We start from the raw sequence: 14,042 nt of genomic DNA on the forward strand, positions 1-14,042 counted from the left end.
CGGCCAGCGAGCTATGGTTATTCGATGTAGAGACCTTTGGCGAGGGAATAGGTCTACATCTACGTTCTCTATGCGTCGCCACACTACTGTACTTAAATGGGAACAACCCTTAGGCGCAGCAGATATTCGGTGCCGTTGAACGGATCTGGCCCCGAACGCCGCCGCAGGCGCGGCGGGCCGGCGATCGGGGCGTAGTGATCGAAAGAGGTTTCCATGGTCCCCGCCCCGCTCGTCAGGCCCGGCAATTGCTGCTGGACGCTTTGGACCATCTGAGACGCCATGGTGCCCTCGAGCCGTGCGACGCCATCGGCGATCACCGAATCCGTCGTCGCCGCCGCCGATTTTGCAAGCAGGGTGAGCACGCCGCTCAAGTTCTCCATGGGCGCGACGAGATGAAAGCGGTCGACCGGCTCGCAGAGGACGGTCTGTGCGGCCGATAACGCCGTTGCCAGCACCCACGGCGTCAGCTGCCGGAAATCGGCAGCGGTGCTTGCGGGCGAGCTGTGGCGGGCTGCCGTCATCGCCACGTGGCAATCGATGACCTGCCAGCCGAAAATCCCCTGCTTCAACGTCTCAAACACGGTTTCCTCGACCGCCCGGTAAAAGGCGACCGGCATCTGGCCGACATCTACTTCGAGCGCGAAGCTGTTGCCTGCTCCAGGGGCGCGCGGCTCGACGCGCAGGCCGACGGTCGCGAGAAACGGATTGGGCTCCTTGAAGAGGATCTGCAGGCCGCTCCCGGTCCCTAATGGCCTCTCGACCAGGATGACCGTGCTCTCCTCGAACCTTGCTTCGAGGCCGAAATCCGTCAGCAGGGTCGATTGGATAACCTCCTTCTGCACCTCGCCGTAAAGCGACACGTAGACTTCGTCCGCCTCCTCGTTCCGGCGCAGATTGATCAAGGGATCCTGTTCGGCCATCTGGTTAAGCGCCAGCCAGAGCGCCGCCTTGTCGGAAGGCCGACGGGCAAGAACGCGGGTTTCGAGCGCGGGCGGCGCGAAGTGAGCCCACTCGCCCAAAGGATTTCCGCCCACAGCATCACCGATGCGGGCGCCGGCAAGGCCGCTGACGCGCGCGATCTGCCCGGCGCGGAGGCTCTCGGCGCCATGAACCCGGCCGGCCTCGAACACATGGATCGCGGTAACCCGTTCCAGGCCTTTGGGCAGGCCCAGAGATTGCCGGAGCCGCACCGTGCCGGAGTTCAGGTAGATGTAGGAGAGCTTTTCCCCGCCCCAGCCGCGTTCGATCTTGAAGATCTTGCCCGCCACCGGACCATCCGGATCGGGGCGCCGCTCGGGCAGGATCGTCGCAATGGCCGATGCCAAAGCGGGGATGCCGGCGCCGGTCATCGCGGCGCCCGCGAAGACGGGATGCACGAGGCCTCTCGCTACCTGGTCAGCCAGGCAGCGCCAGAGCCTTGCCTCCGTCAGCCGATCGGGAGCGACGACATAGTCATCGAGCAGCGCCTCGTCATTTTCCCCGAGCGTCTCGCAGAGCGCCGAAAACAGCGGCTCGTCTCCCGGAGCGAGCGCCTCCACACGGGCAAGCTTGGCTCCGGCGTCGATCACCGAGGACATAGCGATGGGGCGGACCGCCAGCTGCGCGGCAAGAACCTCCATCACATCCCGATAGCGCGCGCCGGGACGATCGACCTTGTTGACGAAGAAGATGAAGGGAACGCCGAGCCGCCGCAGCGCCCGGACCAGCACGCGCGTCTGCGCCTGCACGCCTTCGACCGCCGAAACGACGACGACCGCAGCATCCAGCAATCCCAGCACTCGCTCGATCTCGGCGATGAAATCGGGATGCCCAGGTGTGTCGATCAGATTGACGACCCTCTCGCCGATCACAAAAGACACCACCGCGGCCCTGATCGTGATCCCGCGTTGCCGCTCGAGTTCGAGAGTGTCCGTCTGTGTATTGCCGGTATCGACGCTGCCGAGCTTGTCGATCACCCCGGCGTTAAAAAGCAGTCTTTCGGTAAGGCTAGTCTTGCCTGCATCCACATGGGCGAGGATGCCCAGATTCAAAGTGCGCATAAACCACCAACTTCTCGGAATTTCGGATGTGATTTTCGTGAGAAGTGAATCGGCGCATTGAAACCTCTACCCGTTGCTACGGCTGGATGCGTAACTCCCGGTGGTTGGGAGACGCGGGTGAAATGCTAAGGGTGTGTGCGGAGATATGTCAAGGTTGGGTGTATTGCATTTACGGTGCGGGCGCGCCGGGAGTGGTTTCCTGTGTCGGGGGCCGTGGAATACCCCTCTGCTTTGTCATGCCCGCGCCCTTAAGGCTTGCCCAAGATATGTCACAGGAATCCAACACCGTATTTGCACGGCGAATAAAAATCTCCCGTCTATCCCTCCTCCCGCATCGTCTCCCGCTGGGTGATCAGCCGGGCGCTGTGCTGGCCGCTCAGATAGATCCACAGCCAGCTCCAGGCGACGGAAAAGCGCGAGCGGGTGCCGATCAGGAAGTAGATATGGGCAAGACCCCAGATCCACCAGGCGATCCAGCCCTTCAGCTTAATGCGGCCGAAGTCAATGATCGCCGCACTCTTGCCGATTGTCGCCAGGCTCCCCTGGTGCCAATATTTGAAAGGCGCCGGCGCCGGTTTGCCGGATATGCGGGCGCGGATGACCTTGGCGACGTAACCGCCCTGCTGCTTGGCGGCGGGCGCAATGCCCGGCACCGGCTTACCGTCCTCGCGCATGACCGACGCGGTATCGCCGACAACGAAGACGTCGGGCAGCCCCGGCGCACTCAGATCCTTCTCGACCACGACGCGCCCTGCCCGGTCGGCTGCAACATCAAGCCACCGCGCCGCCGGCGAGGCGGTGACCCCGGCTGCCCAGACGATCGTCCGGCTGGCAACGAAGGTCTCGCCGATCTTCACGCCGTCGGCGCTGCATTCGGTCACCGGCTTGCCGAGATGAATCTCGACCCCGAGTTTCTCCAGCGCCTTCTGCGCATAGGCCGAAAGCTCTTCGGCGAAGGTCGGCAGCACCCGCGGCCCAGCCTCGACCAGCACGACGCGGGTCTTGCGCGTATCGATGTTGCGGAATTCCTTGGGCAGCGTGAAATGCGCAAGCTCGGCAATGATGCCGGCCAACTCGACACCGGTCGGCCCGGCCCCGACGATGGTGAAGGTCAAAAGCGCATCGCGCACGGCCGGATCGGCCTCCATCTCCGCCTTCTCGAAGGCAAGCAGCACGCGCCGGCGGATCGTCGTCGCATCCTCCAGCGTCTTCAGGCCGGGCGCCACCGGCTCCCATTCGTCATGGCCGAAATAGGCATGCGTCGCTCCGGTGGCCAGCACCAGCGTATCGTAACCAAGAGTCATGCCGTTGCGTAAGGAAACAGTCTTCGCGCCACTGTCGACGCCCGTGACCTCGCCGAGCAGCACCGTCACGTCAGGCCGGTCGGCATAGAGGCGGCGGATCGGCCAGGCGATCTCTGAGGTGGAGAGAATGGTGGTCGCCACCTGATAGAGCAGCGGCTGGAAGAGATGGTGATTGCGCCGGTCGACCAGCGTGATCCTGACGCCGGCCCCCTTCAACCCGTTGACGAGCTGCAGCCCGCCGAAACCGCCGCCGACAACGACGACATGATGATCGCTCATGACCTGCCCCTTTGCGCCATTTCGCTCAAAGTCAATGTGGCCTTCGCCGCAAAGGTTGCAACTGCCGTTTCGGCATACCTCCCCTGCATCCCGGTCGGTGGAACTCAATCGGCGTACCCCACAGGGATTGCCGTGCCGCCCTTCAGAAGCTCCATCGAGATCGAGGCCGAGACGTCGAAGAGCTCGATCTTGCGCACGATCTGCTTGTAGATCACATCGTAATGCTCGACGCGCGGCAGCACGATTTTCAGGATGTAATCATGGTTGCCGGTCAGCCGGTGCGCTTCGACGATCTCGGGAATGTCACTGATGATCCTGCGGAAGGTCTCCGTCCATTCGTCGGAATGATGCGCCGTCTTGACCAGCGCGAAGACCGTTGTCGGCACACCCATCTTGTCCCGATCGAGCACGACGATGCGCCGGGCAATATGGCCGCTCTCCTCCAGCCGCTGGATGCGCCGCGAACACGCCGACACCGAAAGCGCCACGCGCTCGGCAAGATCGGTCACGGATATGCCCGCATCCTTCTGCAGCATGTCCAGAATGCGTCTGTCGCGATCATCAAGCATGTGTCGAACATAAACCTCTCGCCTATTTTTTGCATGATTTCATAAAATGACGCAAAATCCCATCACCCATCTGAAACGAGAGACAAACAACGCAAACACGCCGCGCCGGGATTGCGGCATCATTTTCGAAGTTCAGAAGCATGGAGAGCATGAAGAAATGGAAACGATCGGCCTGATCGGCGGCATGAGTTTCGAAAGTTCGGCGGTCTATTACCGCCTCGTCAACGAGATGGTGCGTGACCGCAAGGGTGGCCTCGCCTCGGCCGAACTCATCTTGCATTCGGTCAACTTCGAGGAGATCGTCGCCCTTCAGAAGGCCGGCGACTGGGATATGGCTGCCCGCCGCCTCGCCGACGTGGCTCTGCGCCTGCAGATCGCCGGCGCCGGCTGCATCCTCATCTGCACCAACACCATGCATCTGATTGCCGACAAGGTCGCGGAGAAGATCTCTGTGCCACTGATTCATATCATCGACGAGACGGTGAAATCGCTGCATGCGGCCGGCCGGAAGCGCCCGCTGCTGCTCGCCACTCGCTACACGATGGAGCACGGCTTCTACAGCGACCGCATGAAGAGCCTTGGTATTGATATTATGGTGCCAGATGCTGGCGACCGCACGACCGTGCACGACATCATCTTCAACGAACTCTGCGCCGGCAAGGTGCTCGACAGCTCTCGCGACAAACTCATGGCGGTGATTGCACACGCCATCGACAACGGCGCCGACAGCATCATCCTCGGCTGCACCGAGATCTGCCTGATCCTCGATCCCGACCATTTGCCGCTGCCGGGCTTCGACACCACAGCGATCCATGCGCGGGCGGCGGTCGATTTCGCGCTCGGTGCAGACGAAACCGCGGAAGAAGAAGCGGCCTGACATCAGCGAATTAGTTGACTCAGTCCATTAAATGCAGGACAAGATCTCCATATGGAGATTCTTGTCGGCTTGTTAACAAACCTCGTTCTTGACTCGGCGTCATCCTCGGCCTCATGCCGAGGATCTGCTGCACCCGCTGCAGATGCTCGGGACAAGCCCGAGCATGACGAGAGTAGTTGGCCGACTTTATCAGCGGTCTGACAAGATCTCCATTTGGAGATCATCATGTCTAACCTATCGCTCATTGAAACCGCCCGCGATTTCAACCGCTTCTATACGAACTTCCTCGGCCTCTTGAACAAGGCCTATCTCGACACGCCCTTCACGCTGACCGATGCCCGCATCCTCTTCGAGATCGGCTCGCATGAGGGCATCAGCGCTGTAGCGCTTGCCCGCGACCTGCAGCTCGACCCGGCCTATCTCAGCCGCATCCTAAAGCGTTTTCGCGCCGAAGGGCTGATCGAAACCAGCCCCGACCCGGCAGATCTTCGCAGCCAGGTCATCATTATCACCGATCAGGGACGAGAGACGTTCGAGGAACTCGGCCGACGCTCCAATGCGCAGATCGCCGCCCGTTTCGATCGCTTGGCGACTGGCGAACCGGAGGCCGCCGTCTCCGCCATGCACACGATCCGCGCGCTGCTCGACCCGGCGGCGAAGCCCGCGCCGGCCATCATCCGCGCCCACCGCGCCGGCGATATCGGCTGGATCGTTCAGAGCCAGGGCCGCTTCTACGCAGAAGAGTATGGCTGGGATCTGCGCTTCGAGGCGCTGGTCGCCGAGGTCGCCGGAAAATTCCTCGCCAATTTCGATCCGGCCAAAGAATATTGCTGGATCGCTGAACGCGGCGGCATCAATGTCGGTTCGGTCCTCGTCACCAATGGCGGCGACGGCATCGCCAAGCTTCGCCTGCTCTATGTCGACAAATCAGCCCGCGGTCTCGGGCTCGGCAAACTGCTGGTCGACGAATGCATCCACTTCTCCCGGCAGAAGGGCTACCGCGAACTCTCGCTCTGGACCAACGACATGCTGGAGACCGCCCGCGCCATCTACGTCAAGGCGGGCTTTCGTCTTGTCTCCGAGGAGAGACATAAGATGTTCGGCCCCGAGGCGAACGGCCAGAACTGGGTGCTCGATCTCTGAATTTGCTGCGTCGCAGAAATTTCACTTGATTTGGAAACGTTCATTCCCTAATTAAGCGCCATGACCGTTGCCACTCTCACACCAGAAGCAAAGACCCGCAGCCGTGGCCGTCCGCGTGAGTTCGATATGGACGCAGCACTCGATGCAGCGCTGCGCGTCTTTTCCGAACGCGGCTACCATGCCGCCTCCATCAGCGAATTGACCGAAGCAATGGGCCTTGCTTCCGGGAGCATCTACAAAGCATTCAAAGATAAGCGCGGCATCTTTCTCGCTGCTTTCGCCCATTATCGAAAACTCGGCCGACGGCGGCTGGAAGCGATGATCGCGTCTGCGAAGACCGGTCGCGAGAAGGTCTTCCAGATGGTGATGTATTATACCGAGCTCTCCTATGGCGAAGCCGGCCGCAAAGGCTGTCTCGTCGTTGGCGGCGCCAACGACTTCGCCCTGCTTGACGAAGAAGCCGCTGCCCACGTCGTGACGGCCTTTGCCGCGGATGAAAAGCTGATGGCCGATCTCATCCGCACCGGCCAGGCAGATGGCACCATTCCGAAGACAGTAGACCCGGATACCGCCGCCCTCGCCTTCCTCTGCTTTACCAAGGGCCTGCGCGTCATCGGCAAAACAGGACGCAGCAGGGAAGAGATGCTGTCTGCGGCCGAGGCCGCGATGAAGCTCGTGACCTGAACAATCCACACCGTGGACGAGAGAAATACCGGCATTCGGTCAAGGATCGGGTGGCCGCAGCCAGCATTTTTGCATTCAATCCTTTCAACCTTTGAATACCGGAGTTTCTGATGAGCATTTCAGCCACCACGCCGGATGAGGCCATTCCCAGGGCGCTATCGCCCTGGCTAACCTTCCTTTTCGCCGCCGCCTGCGGGCTGGTGGCCGCCAATCTCTATTACGGCCAGCCGCTGGCCGGCCCGATCAGTGCCGATCTCGGCTTCACGCCTGCCGCCACCGGTCTGATCGTCACGCTGACGCAGATCGGCTACGGCCTCGGCCTGCTGCTGATCGTGCCACTCGGCGACCTCACCGAAAACCGCCGTCTGGTGTTGACGCTGATCGCTGTCTCCGCGGTCGCGCTCATCGGCGCGGCGCTGTCGTCGACGCCCACGACCTTCCTCGTCGCCTCGCTCTCTATCGGTCTTTCATCGGTCGCAGTTCAGGTCCTGGTTCCCTTCGCTGCCAACATGGCGCCGGATGCAACACGCGGCCAGGTCGTCGGCAACGTCATGAGCGGCCTGCTCTGCGGCATCATGCTCGCCCGCCCCTTCGCAAGCTTCGTCGCCGAGGCCTCCTCCTGGCACGTGGTCTATTACGTCACCGCAGCGCTCATGCTCGTGCTCGCCGTCGTCTTGCGCATCAACCTGCCGGTTCGCGTGCCGAAAACGAAGCTGCGCTATGGCGAGCTGCTCGCCTCCATGGGCCATCTGGCGCTCACCTCGCGCGTCCTGCAGCGCCGGGCGCTCTATCAGGCCGGCATGTTCGGCGCCTTCAGCCTGTTCTGGACGACGACGCCGCTGCTGCTCGCAAGCCCGGCCTTCGGCCTGACGCAGAACGGCATCGCCCTCTTCGCGCTTGCAGGTGCGGCCGGCGCCGTCGCTTCGCCGATCGCCGGCCGGCTTGCCGACCGCGGCATGACGAAGATCGCCTCGACGCTTGCCATGCTGCTCGGCATGGCTGCCTTCCTGATCGGCCATTTCGCCAGCGATGGCTCGCTTGGTGCTTTGCTGCTCTTGACGGCAGCGGCAATCCTTCTCGATTTCGGCGTGACGACCAATCTCGTCTGCGGCCAGCGCGCCATCTATGCGCTGAACCCGGAACACCGCAGCCGGCTCAACGGCCTCTTCATGGCAACCTTCTTTGCCGGCGGCGCGCTCGGCTCGGCGCTCGGCGGCTGGGCCTATGCGACCGGAGGCTGGACGATGACCGCCTGGATCGGCTTCTGCTTCCCGGCGTTGGCCTTCCTGCTGTTCCTGACGGAAGGACGCGGCAAGTAGAGGAAGGCGGCCTATTTGTCGGCGGAATCAAAATGAGAACGGGCGGCGCGAACGGCATCATGGTTCGCTTCCGCCCAGTTCAGAAGCTGCGACAGCGGCTGGTAGAGGGAGCGTCCGAGTTCGGTCATCGAATATTCGACGCTCGGCGGCTTGGTCGGGAAGACGTCGCGGTCGATATAACCATCCCTTTGCAGGTCGCGCAGCGTCTGCGTCAGCATGCGCTGCGAAATATCGGGGATCATCCGCCGCAGCTCGCCGAAGCGATAAGGCCGATCCGCCAGCACCTCGAGTAGCAGCGTCGACCATTTGCCGCCGATCTGCTGCATCATGTCCCTGACCGGGCAATTGCCGAAATCGAGGCCGGCGAGATCGATCTCGCGCCGCGCGCCCGGCATCCTGTTCTTCAGACTGACGACCGCACCGCTCATCTGCTGGTTCCCTTTTGGTAACGTAGAGCCGAAAAACTGCCTCCTTTACATCGTTAAGTCAATTCCTATTCTAGTGTTACTCTCTTTTTGAGACCACTGGCACAACACAGAAGGAAACGACGTATGAGCGAAATCATCCTGGTCACCGGCGCTGCCGGGCAGCTCGGCCAGCGTGTCATCCATCACCTCATCGAGACCTACAAGGTCGCTCCCGGCAACATTGTCGCGGCGACGCGCAGCCCGGAAAAGCTCTCCGAACTCGAAAAGAAGGGCGTCGTCACCCGCAAGGCCGATTTCGATGACGCGGCAGGCCTGGAAAAAGCATTCGCCGGCGTCGACCGGCTGCTGATCATCAGCACCGATGCGCTCGACACTCCCGGCAAGCGCCTCGCCCAGCACAAGGGCGCCGTTGCAGCGGCCGTCAAGGCTGGCGTCAAGCACATCGCCTACACCTCGATGCCCGCGCCCGAGGATTCGCTTGTCACCTTCGCGCCCGATCATCTCGGCAGTGAAAACGCCATCAAGGCAAGCGGCATCGCCCATACGATCATCCGCGACGCCTGGTATCACGACAATTACCTGCACGGCATGCCGCACAACCTGCAGGGTGGCAAATGGTACAGCGCCACGGGCGACGGCAAGGTCTCGACCATCTCGCGTGACGACTGCGCCCTGGCGATTGCCGCAGCCCTTGCCTCTGGCACCTCGGAGAGCGCCACCTATACGCTGACCGGCGCGCAATCGCTGAACAACCGGCAGATCGCCGCCATCGTTTCCGAGGTCGCCGGCAAGCCGCTAGAGGTGATCGACGTCAATGATGAACAACTCGGCCAGGGCATGCGCGGCGCCGGCCTTCCCGGTTTCGTCGCCGACATGCTGGTTTCTGCCGACGCCAACACCCGTGCCGGCAAGTTCGACATCGTCACCGAAGACTTCACCAAGCTGACCGGCAAACAGCCGCAGCCGCTGAAGGATTTCTTCGTAGAGCACAAGGCGGCCCTGACCGCCTGAGGCTATGCCGCCCATTGAGCCTTTCGCTGCATCCCTGCGCTTGCTGCAGGGATGCAGCGCCACCGGACTTTAGACGCGAAAAACTTCTTCATTTCAGACTCTTCCTGCGCGGCGCATTGTGTGAATCGCGATCAGAAGCGTCGCGGTTCGATTCCAGTCAAAGCACTGAAAGAGACGCCCTGATCAGACCGCCTGCCCGCAGGCCCGGCAAAAGCGCCGCACCGTTTCCGCCATGCCGTATTCCAGCGCATCGGCGGTCAGCCCGTGACCGATCGAAACCTCGGCAAGAGCGGGAACGCGCTTCACCAGCGCTGGCAGGTTTTCCACAGTCAAATCGTGGCCGGCATTGACGGCGAGGCCGATTGCGACGGCTGCATCGGCCGTCCGTCCAAGCGCTTCAAGAATCGGGCCTGCCCGCTCCGGCGCGTCGAAGCAACCGCCATAGGGGCCGGTATAGAGTTCGATCCGATCGGCGCCGACCGCCTTGGCGATCTCAACCGCCTGTGCGTCCCCGTCACCATCGGCAAACAACGACACCCGGCATCCCATCGTCTTCAGCCGCGCGACGGCATCCGTCAGGAACGCCTGGTGCTTGCGGAAATCCCAGCCGTGATCGGAGGTCGCCTGGGCGGGATCGTCAGGCACCAGCGTCACCTGCTCGGGTGCCGCCCCGGCGCAGAGTTCGAAGAATTCCTCTGTGGGATAGCCCTCGATATTGAACTCGGCCTTGGGGAATTCGTCGTCGATCAGGTTGCGGATCACCGGCAGGTCGGAAAAGCGGATGTGCCGCTGGTCGGGGCGCGGATGCACCGTCAGGCCGCTCGCACCAGATTTCAGCGCGATACGCCCGAGCGCTTCGACGCTCGGCCAGGGCAGGTCGCGCCGGTTGCGCAGCATGGCGACGGCGTTAAGGTTCACGGAGAGCTTGGCGGGCATGGCGAGATCCATCGGTCACGGAAATGGGAGGCCCCTGCTTTTAAGCCAAGTGCTCCGCGATGGCCAACGAGATTCACAAATGGATGCGATGCCAATCGCTGATGGGCACCGAAATTACGCTGAGCATTTGCCGCGCGCGTACCGCAGATAGTAAATCCCGTCGGCTTTGAAGAGGACCACCAGATCCCGCAGTGCAGCACCTGTTTTTGTGCAACACACCCAAGAACCCGGCAAAATATGCCGGCAAAGTTGCTATCCCATTTAAAAGAGATTATTTTTAGCACTTATAAAAAAGATCGTTCACGCATAACGTGGACATCGTATCGCGTAGAGTACGCCGCGTACTGCTTCTTTCCCACTGAGAAGAACGCCTAGAGGAAACCCCACTCGCCGCGCATGGGAAGCAACTGGCAAAACCGCATGAGGTGCAACAACATGCCCCAGGAGGGTTCATGCCAGACGGTTCCAAACGCCTGTTTGCCACCGCCGGTATCGCTTCGGAGGCCCGATCGAAATATCGGTTCCTGCCTTCAGCCGCGCTACCGCCGGATCTACCGGACGGTCCGGTGCCCATTGCCGACATGGCAAACGCATTCGGCGTCACGCACAGGACACTGCATTTCTATGAAGAGAAAGGGTTGATTTCAGCCAACCGCATCGGCCTGATGCGGGTCTACGGCCAGGATGATGTGATGCGCATGGCCGTCATCACAGTCTGCCGCGATACAGGCATGCCGATCGCCGTCATCCAGGAACTGATGGACGAACTCCGCAAGGCTGATTCGCAGGAAACGGCCGAGGCGATGTTCCGCGAGGCCTTGCAGGTACGCAAACGCGAACTGACGGCGGAGATGTCGACGCTGCACCGCCAGCTCCAGCAGGTCGGCGACCTCCTGGATTACGACGGCAGCGTCGAGGAGCCGCCGTTAAACGACAATCAGGACAGTGCAAGCCTGACCGCAGAGGAGCGGCGTTGCCTGGAACTGATGGCGGAGGGTTATTCCACCCAACGCATCGCCCGGGCGCTCGACCTGAAGCATGACGAAACCCGTGACCTGGAGGCCGGAATCATCCTGAAATTCCGCGCCAACAACCGCTTCCAGGCCATCGCCAAGGCAGTTCTGCTCGGCATCGTGCAGGCCTGAATCACGCCCCGACGGCCGCCACCGTCTCCTCTTTCTTCTGTCCGATCAGCAGATGCGACCTGCGGGTGCGATGGGATCAGCGAACGATCGTCAGCGTCTCCGCCGCGCGGGTGATCGCGGTATAGAGCCAGCGTTCCCGCGTGTCGCGAAACGCCCAGCTCTCGTCGAAGAGCACGACATCATTCCATTGCGAACCCTGCGCCTTGTGAACGGTGAGCGCATAGCCGTAGTCGAACTCGTCATAGCGCTTGCGGGTGTTCCAGGGGATCTCGCCCTCGACGTCCTCGAAGGCCTGTTTCAGCAGCTTGATCTTCGCAGCCCCGCGGTCCATGTCATCGTCTTCGGGGCGGACGAGCAGATTGATGCCGGGCTTCGTCGTTTCCTTGGATGAGGTCATTACCTGCCAGAGCGAACCGTTGAGCAGGCCCTTGGCTGGATCATTCCGCAGGCAGACGAGCTTGTCGCCGGTCTGGGGATAATCGGCATTGAAGCCTTTCAGCTCGCGCAGGCGCTGATTGTAGCGCCGACGCGTCCTATTGGTGCCGACGAGCACCTGGTCGGCGTCGAGGACCAATTGCTGCGTCACCTCGTTCTTCGAGATCACCTTGGCCGTGCCGTAGTCACCGTACATCACCTCATTGCCTTCGCGCACCTGCATGGCGAGCTTGATGATCGGATTGTCGCGCGCCTGGCGGTGGATATCGGTGAGCAGGTAGTCCGGCTCCTGATTGGTGAAGTAGCCGCCACCGGTAACCGGCGGCAACTGGCCGGGATCACCGAGCACTAGGATCGGCGTGCCGAAGCTCATTAGATCCTTGCCGAGCGCCTCGTCGACCATCGAGCATTCGTCGACGATGATCAGCGCCGCCTTCGCGACCGGGCTCTGCCGGTTGATCGAAAACATCGGCGCGATCGAGGTCTTGCCTGTTTCCTCGTCTTCCACCGCCTCCTCGCCGCGCGGCCGATAGATCAGCGAATGGATCGTCCGGGCGTTGGAGGCGCCGCGCGAGCGCAGCACCTGCGCCGCCTTGCCGGTAAAGGCGGCAAACAGCACGTCGCCATCGACATTCTCGGCGAAATGCTTGGCAAGCGTCGTCTTCCCTGTCCCGGCGTAGCCGAACAGGCGAAAGAGCGGCGAGCGCCCTTCCTTCAGCCATTTCGAAACAGCCTTCAGGGCTTCGTCTTGTTGCGGCGCAAATTGCATGATCGCAGGACTTGGCAGGATTCGCGGCCTTTAGGCAAGGCGGAAACTGGCGAGGCAAGGCCAATGACGGCAAATCCGCCCGGCGCCAAACCCGCTGCAGCTTCCGCCGTGCACGATAAGCCGCCCGCCGACAGTCATCCCTCCCACCGCCGGCCCGCGCTGCTCGCGCACATTGACGGGTCCTGCCCGATGGCATCGGTCAGAAAGTCCAGAACCGCTTTGACGCGCAACGGCATGTTTCTTCGTGAGGGATAGACGACATAGATCGGCAGCCGGGTCGGTTGAAAGTCGTTCATGACAGGGATCAGCCGACCGGCGACGATATCCGGCACGGCGACGATGTGGGAGAGCACCGCCAGTCCTGCGCCGGCAAGGGCCGCCCTGTGAATAGCGACGGCGCTGCACGCGGTCAGCCGCGGCGAGATCCTGACGGATATGTCTTCCGAGCCGTTCGAGAACGACCATGAACAGGCATCGCCGGCTCTGCTGTAGCACAGGCATTCATGGTCCTTGATGTCCTTCGGCGTCCTCGGAGACGCCTTGCGCGCGAGATAGGCGGGCGAGGCGACGAGGAATGCCGTCGTCCAGCCGATCCGCCGGCAAACGAGGCTGCTGTCTGCGACGGAACCCAGACGCACTTCGACGTCGAGGCGTTCCTCGATCATATCGGAGCTTTGTTCCCTGAGGAGCAGTTCCACAGAGAGTTTCGGATGGGCGGCAAGAAGATCGCCCAGCCGTTCGCTGAGATAGAGGCCGAGCGGCGCGGGAACGCTCAGCCTCACCTTTCCCGAAGCCATGGCTCCATCCGATCCGGCGGCATCGCCAAGCTCCTCCACGGCTTCGAGAATCCGGAGCGCCATCGGCAGCATGCGCTCCCCCTCCGCCGTCAGCGACAGGCCGCTCGTCGTGCGATGCAGGAGGCGGATGTTGAAATGGCCCTCGAGGGCCGCGACCTGTCGCGAGACCGCCGGCTGCGTCACATCGAGATCGTGCGCCGCCGCCGAAAACGAGCCCGTCTCGACGACGCGCTGAAAGGTCCGCAATGCCGAAACGATATCCATCCCTGCCCCCTCATACTTCTGCGCATAGGCTTTATGCCGCCAG

At 62.0% G+C, this 14,042-nt stretch carries 13 protein-coding genes; 6 read left to right on the forward strand and 7 right to left on the reverse strand.

The window, feature by feature from the left end; translation table 11 throughout:
* Positions 1 to 92: 92 nt before the first annotated feature.
* The 3 genes from ACD590_RS13690 to ACD590_RS13700 form a co-directional block, all read right to left on the reverse strand.
* A complete protein-coding gene (locus tag ACD590_RS13690; protein ID WP_439002772.1) occupies positions 93 to 2,039 on the reverse strand; it encodes a GTP-binding protein in 1,947 nt (648 codons plus the stop codon).
* A gap of 317 nt (positions 2,040 to 2,356) precedes the next feature.
* Positions 2,357 to 3,622: an NAD(P)/FAD-dependent oxidoreductase gene (locus ACD590_RS13695; RefSeq protein WP_439002773.1), complete on the reverse strand. Its 1,266-nt coding sequence runs from the start codon at positions 3,620 to 3,622 to the stop codon at positions 2,357 to 2,359.
* Between the two features lie 104 nt (positions 3,623 to 3,726).
* The gene (locus ACD590_RS13700; RefSeq protein ID WP_018446488.1) at positions 3,727 to 4,191 is read right to left on the reverse strand and encodes an Lrp/AsnC family transcriptional regulator; all 465 of its coding nucleotides are present in this window, start codon (positions 4,189 to 4,191) and stop codon (positions 3,727 to 3,729) included.
* A gap of 157 nt (positions 4,192 to 4,348) precedes the next feature.
* Here ACD590_RS13700 and ACD590_RS13705 point away from each other — a divergent pair, with 157 nt between their 5' ends.
* The 4 genes from ACD590_RS13705 (at position 4,349) to ACD590_RS13720 (ending at position 8,214) form a co-directional block, all read left to right on the forward strand.
* Positions 4,349 to 5,068, forward strand: a complete 720-nt coding sequence (locus tag ACD590_RS13705) for an aspartate/glutamate racemase family protein (protein WP_439003535.1) — start codon at positions 4,349 to 4,351, stop codon at positions 5,066 to 5,068.
* A 225-nt stretch (positions 5,069 to 5,293) separates the two neighbouring features.
* Entirely contained in the window at positions 5,294 to 6,211 is a 918-nt protein-coding gene (locus ACD590_RS13710) for a bifunctional helix-turn-helix transcriptional regulator/GNAT family N-acetyltransferase (RefSeq protein WP_439002774.1), read from the forward strand.
* 60 nt (positions 6,212 to 6,271) lie between these two features.
* Positions 6,272 to 6,895, forward strand: coding sequence for a TetR/AcrR family transcriptional regulator (locus ACD590_RS13715; RefSeq protein WP_439002775.1), 624 nt, complete (start codon positions 6,272 to 6,274; stop codon positions 6,893 to 6,895).
* Positions 6,896 to 7,005: 110 nt separating this feature from the next.
* The gene (locus tag ACD590_RS13720) at positions 7,006 to 8,214 is read left to right on the forward strand and encodes an MFS transporter (protein ID WP_018242780.1); all 1,209 of its coding nucleotides are present in this window, start codon (positions 7,006 to 7,008) and stop codon (positions 8,212 to 8,214) included.
* A gap of 11 nt (positions 8,215 to 8,225) precedes the next feature.
* Here the strand turns inward: ACD590_RS13720 and ACD590_RS13725 are convergent, their stop codons facing one another.
* Positions 8,226 to 8,642 carry a winged helix-turn-helix transcriptional regulator gene (locus ACD590_RS13725; RefSeq protein WP_018242781.1) on the reverse strand — a complete coding sequence of 139 codons (417 nt, stop codon included), beginning with the start codon at positions 8,640 to 8,642 and terminating at the stop codon, positions 8,226 to 8,228.
* 123 nt (positions 8,643 to 8,765) lie between these two features.
* Between ACD590_RS13725 and ACD590_RS13730 the strand changes: the two genes are divergently transcribed.
* Positions 8,766 to 9,653, forward strand: a complete 888-nt coding sequence (locus tag ACD590_RS13730; RefSeq protein ID WP_018242782.1) for an SDR family oxidoreductase — start codon at positions 8,766 to 8,768, stop codon at positions 9,651 to 9,653.
* Between the two features lie 183 nt (positions 9,654 to 9,836).
* Here ACD590_RS13730 and ACD590_RS13735 read toward each other — a convergent pair whose 3' ends face one another.
* A complete protein-coding gene (locus tag ACD590_RS13735) occupies positions 9,837 to 10,589 on the reverse strand; it encodes a pyridoxine 5'-phosphate synthase (protein WP_026188464.1) in 753 nt (250 codons plus the stop codon).
* A 452-nt stretch (positions 10,590 to 11,041) separates the two neighbouring features.
* On the opposite strand from ACD590_RS13735, the gene ACD590_RS13740 reads away from it, so the two are divergent.
* Positions 11,042 to 11,734 (forward strand): MerR family transcriptional regulator, encoded by a 693-nt coding sequence (locus ACD590_RS13740; protein WP_018242784.1) that lies wholly within the window; start codon positions 11,042 to 11,044, stop codon positions 11,732 to 11,734.
* 76 nt (positions 11,735 to 11,810) lie between these two features.
* Here ACD590_RS13740 and ACD590_RS13745 read toward each other — a convergent pair whose 3' ends face one another.
* Positions 11,811 to 12,938, reverse strand: a complete 1,128-nt coding sequence (locus ACD590_RS13745; RefSeq protein ID WP_018074216.1) for an ATP-dependent DNA helicase — start codon at positions 12,936 to 12,938, stop codon at positions 11,811 to 11,813.
* Positions 12,939 to 13,072: 134 nt separating this feature from the next.
* Positions 13,073 to 13,999, reverse strand: coding sequence for a LysR family transcriptional regulator (locus ACD590_RS13750; RefSeq protein WP_439002776.1), 927 nt, complete (start codon positions 13,997 to 13,999; stop codon positions 13,073 to 13,075).
* Positions 14,000 to 14,042 lie beyond the last annotated feature (43 nt).

Source organism: Rhizobium sp. 862_C5_N1_2 (assembly GCF_051811205.1).
Taxonomy (GTDB): domain Bacteria; phylum Pseudomonadota; class Alphaproteobacteria; order Rhizobiales; family Rhizobiaceae; genus Rhizobium; species Rhizobium leguminosarum.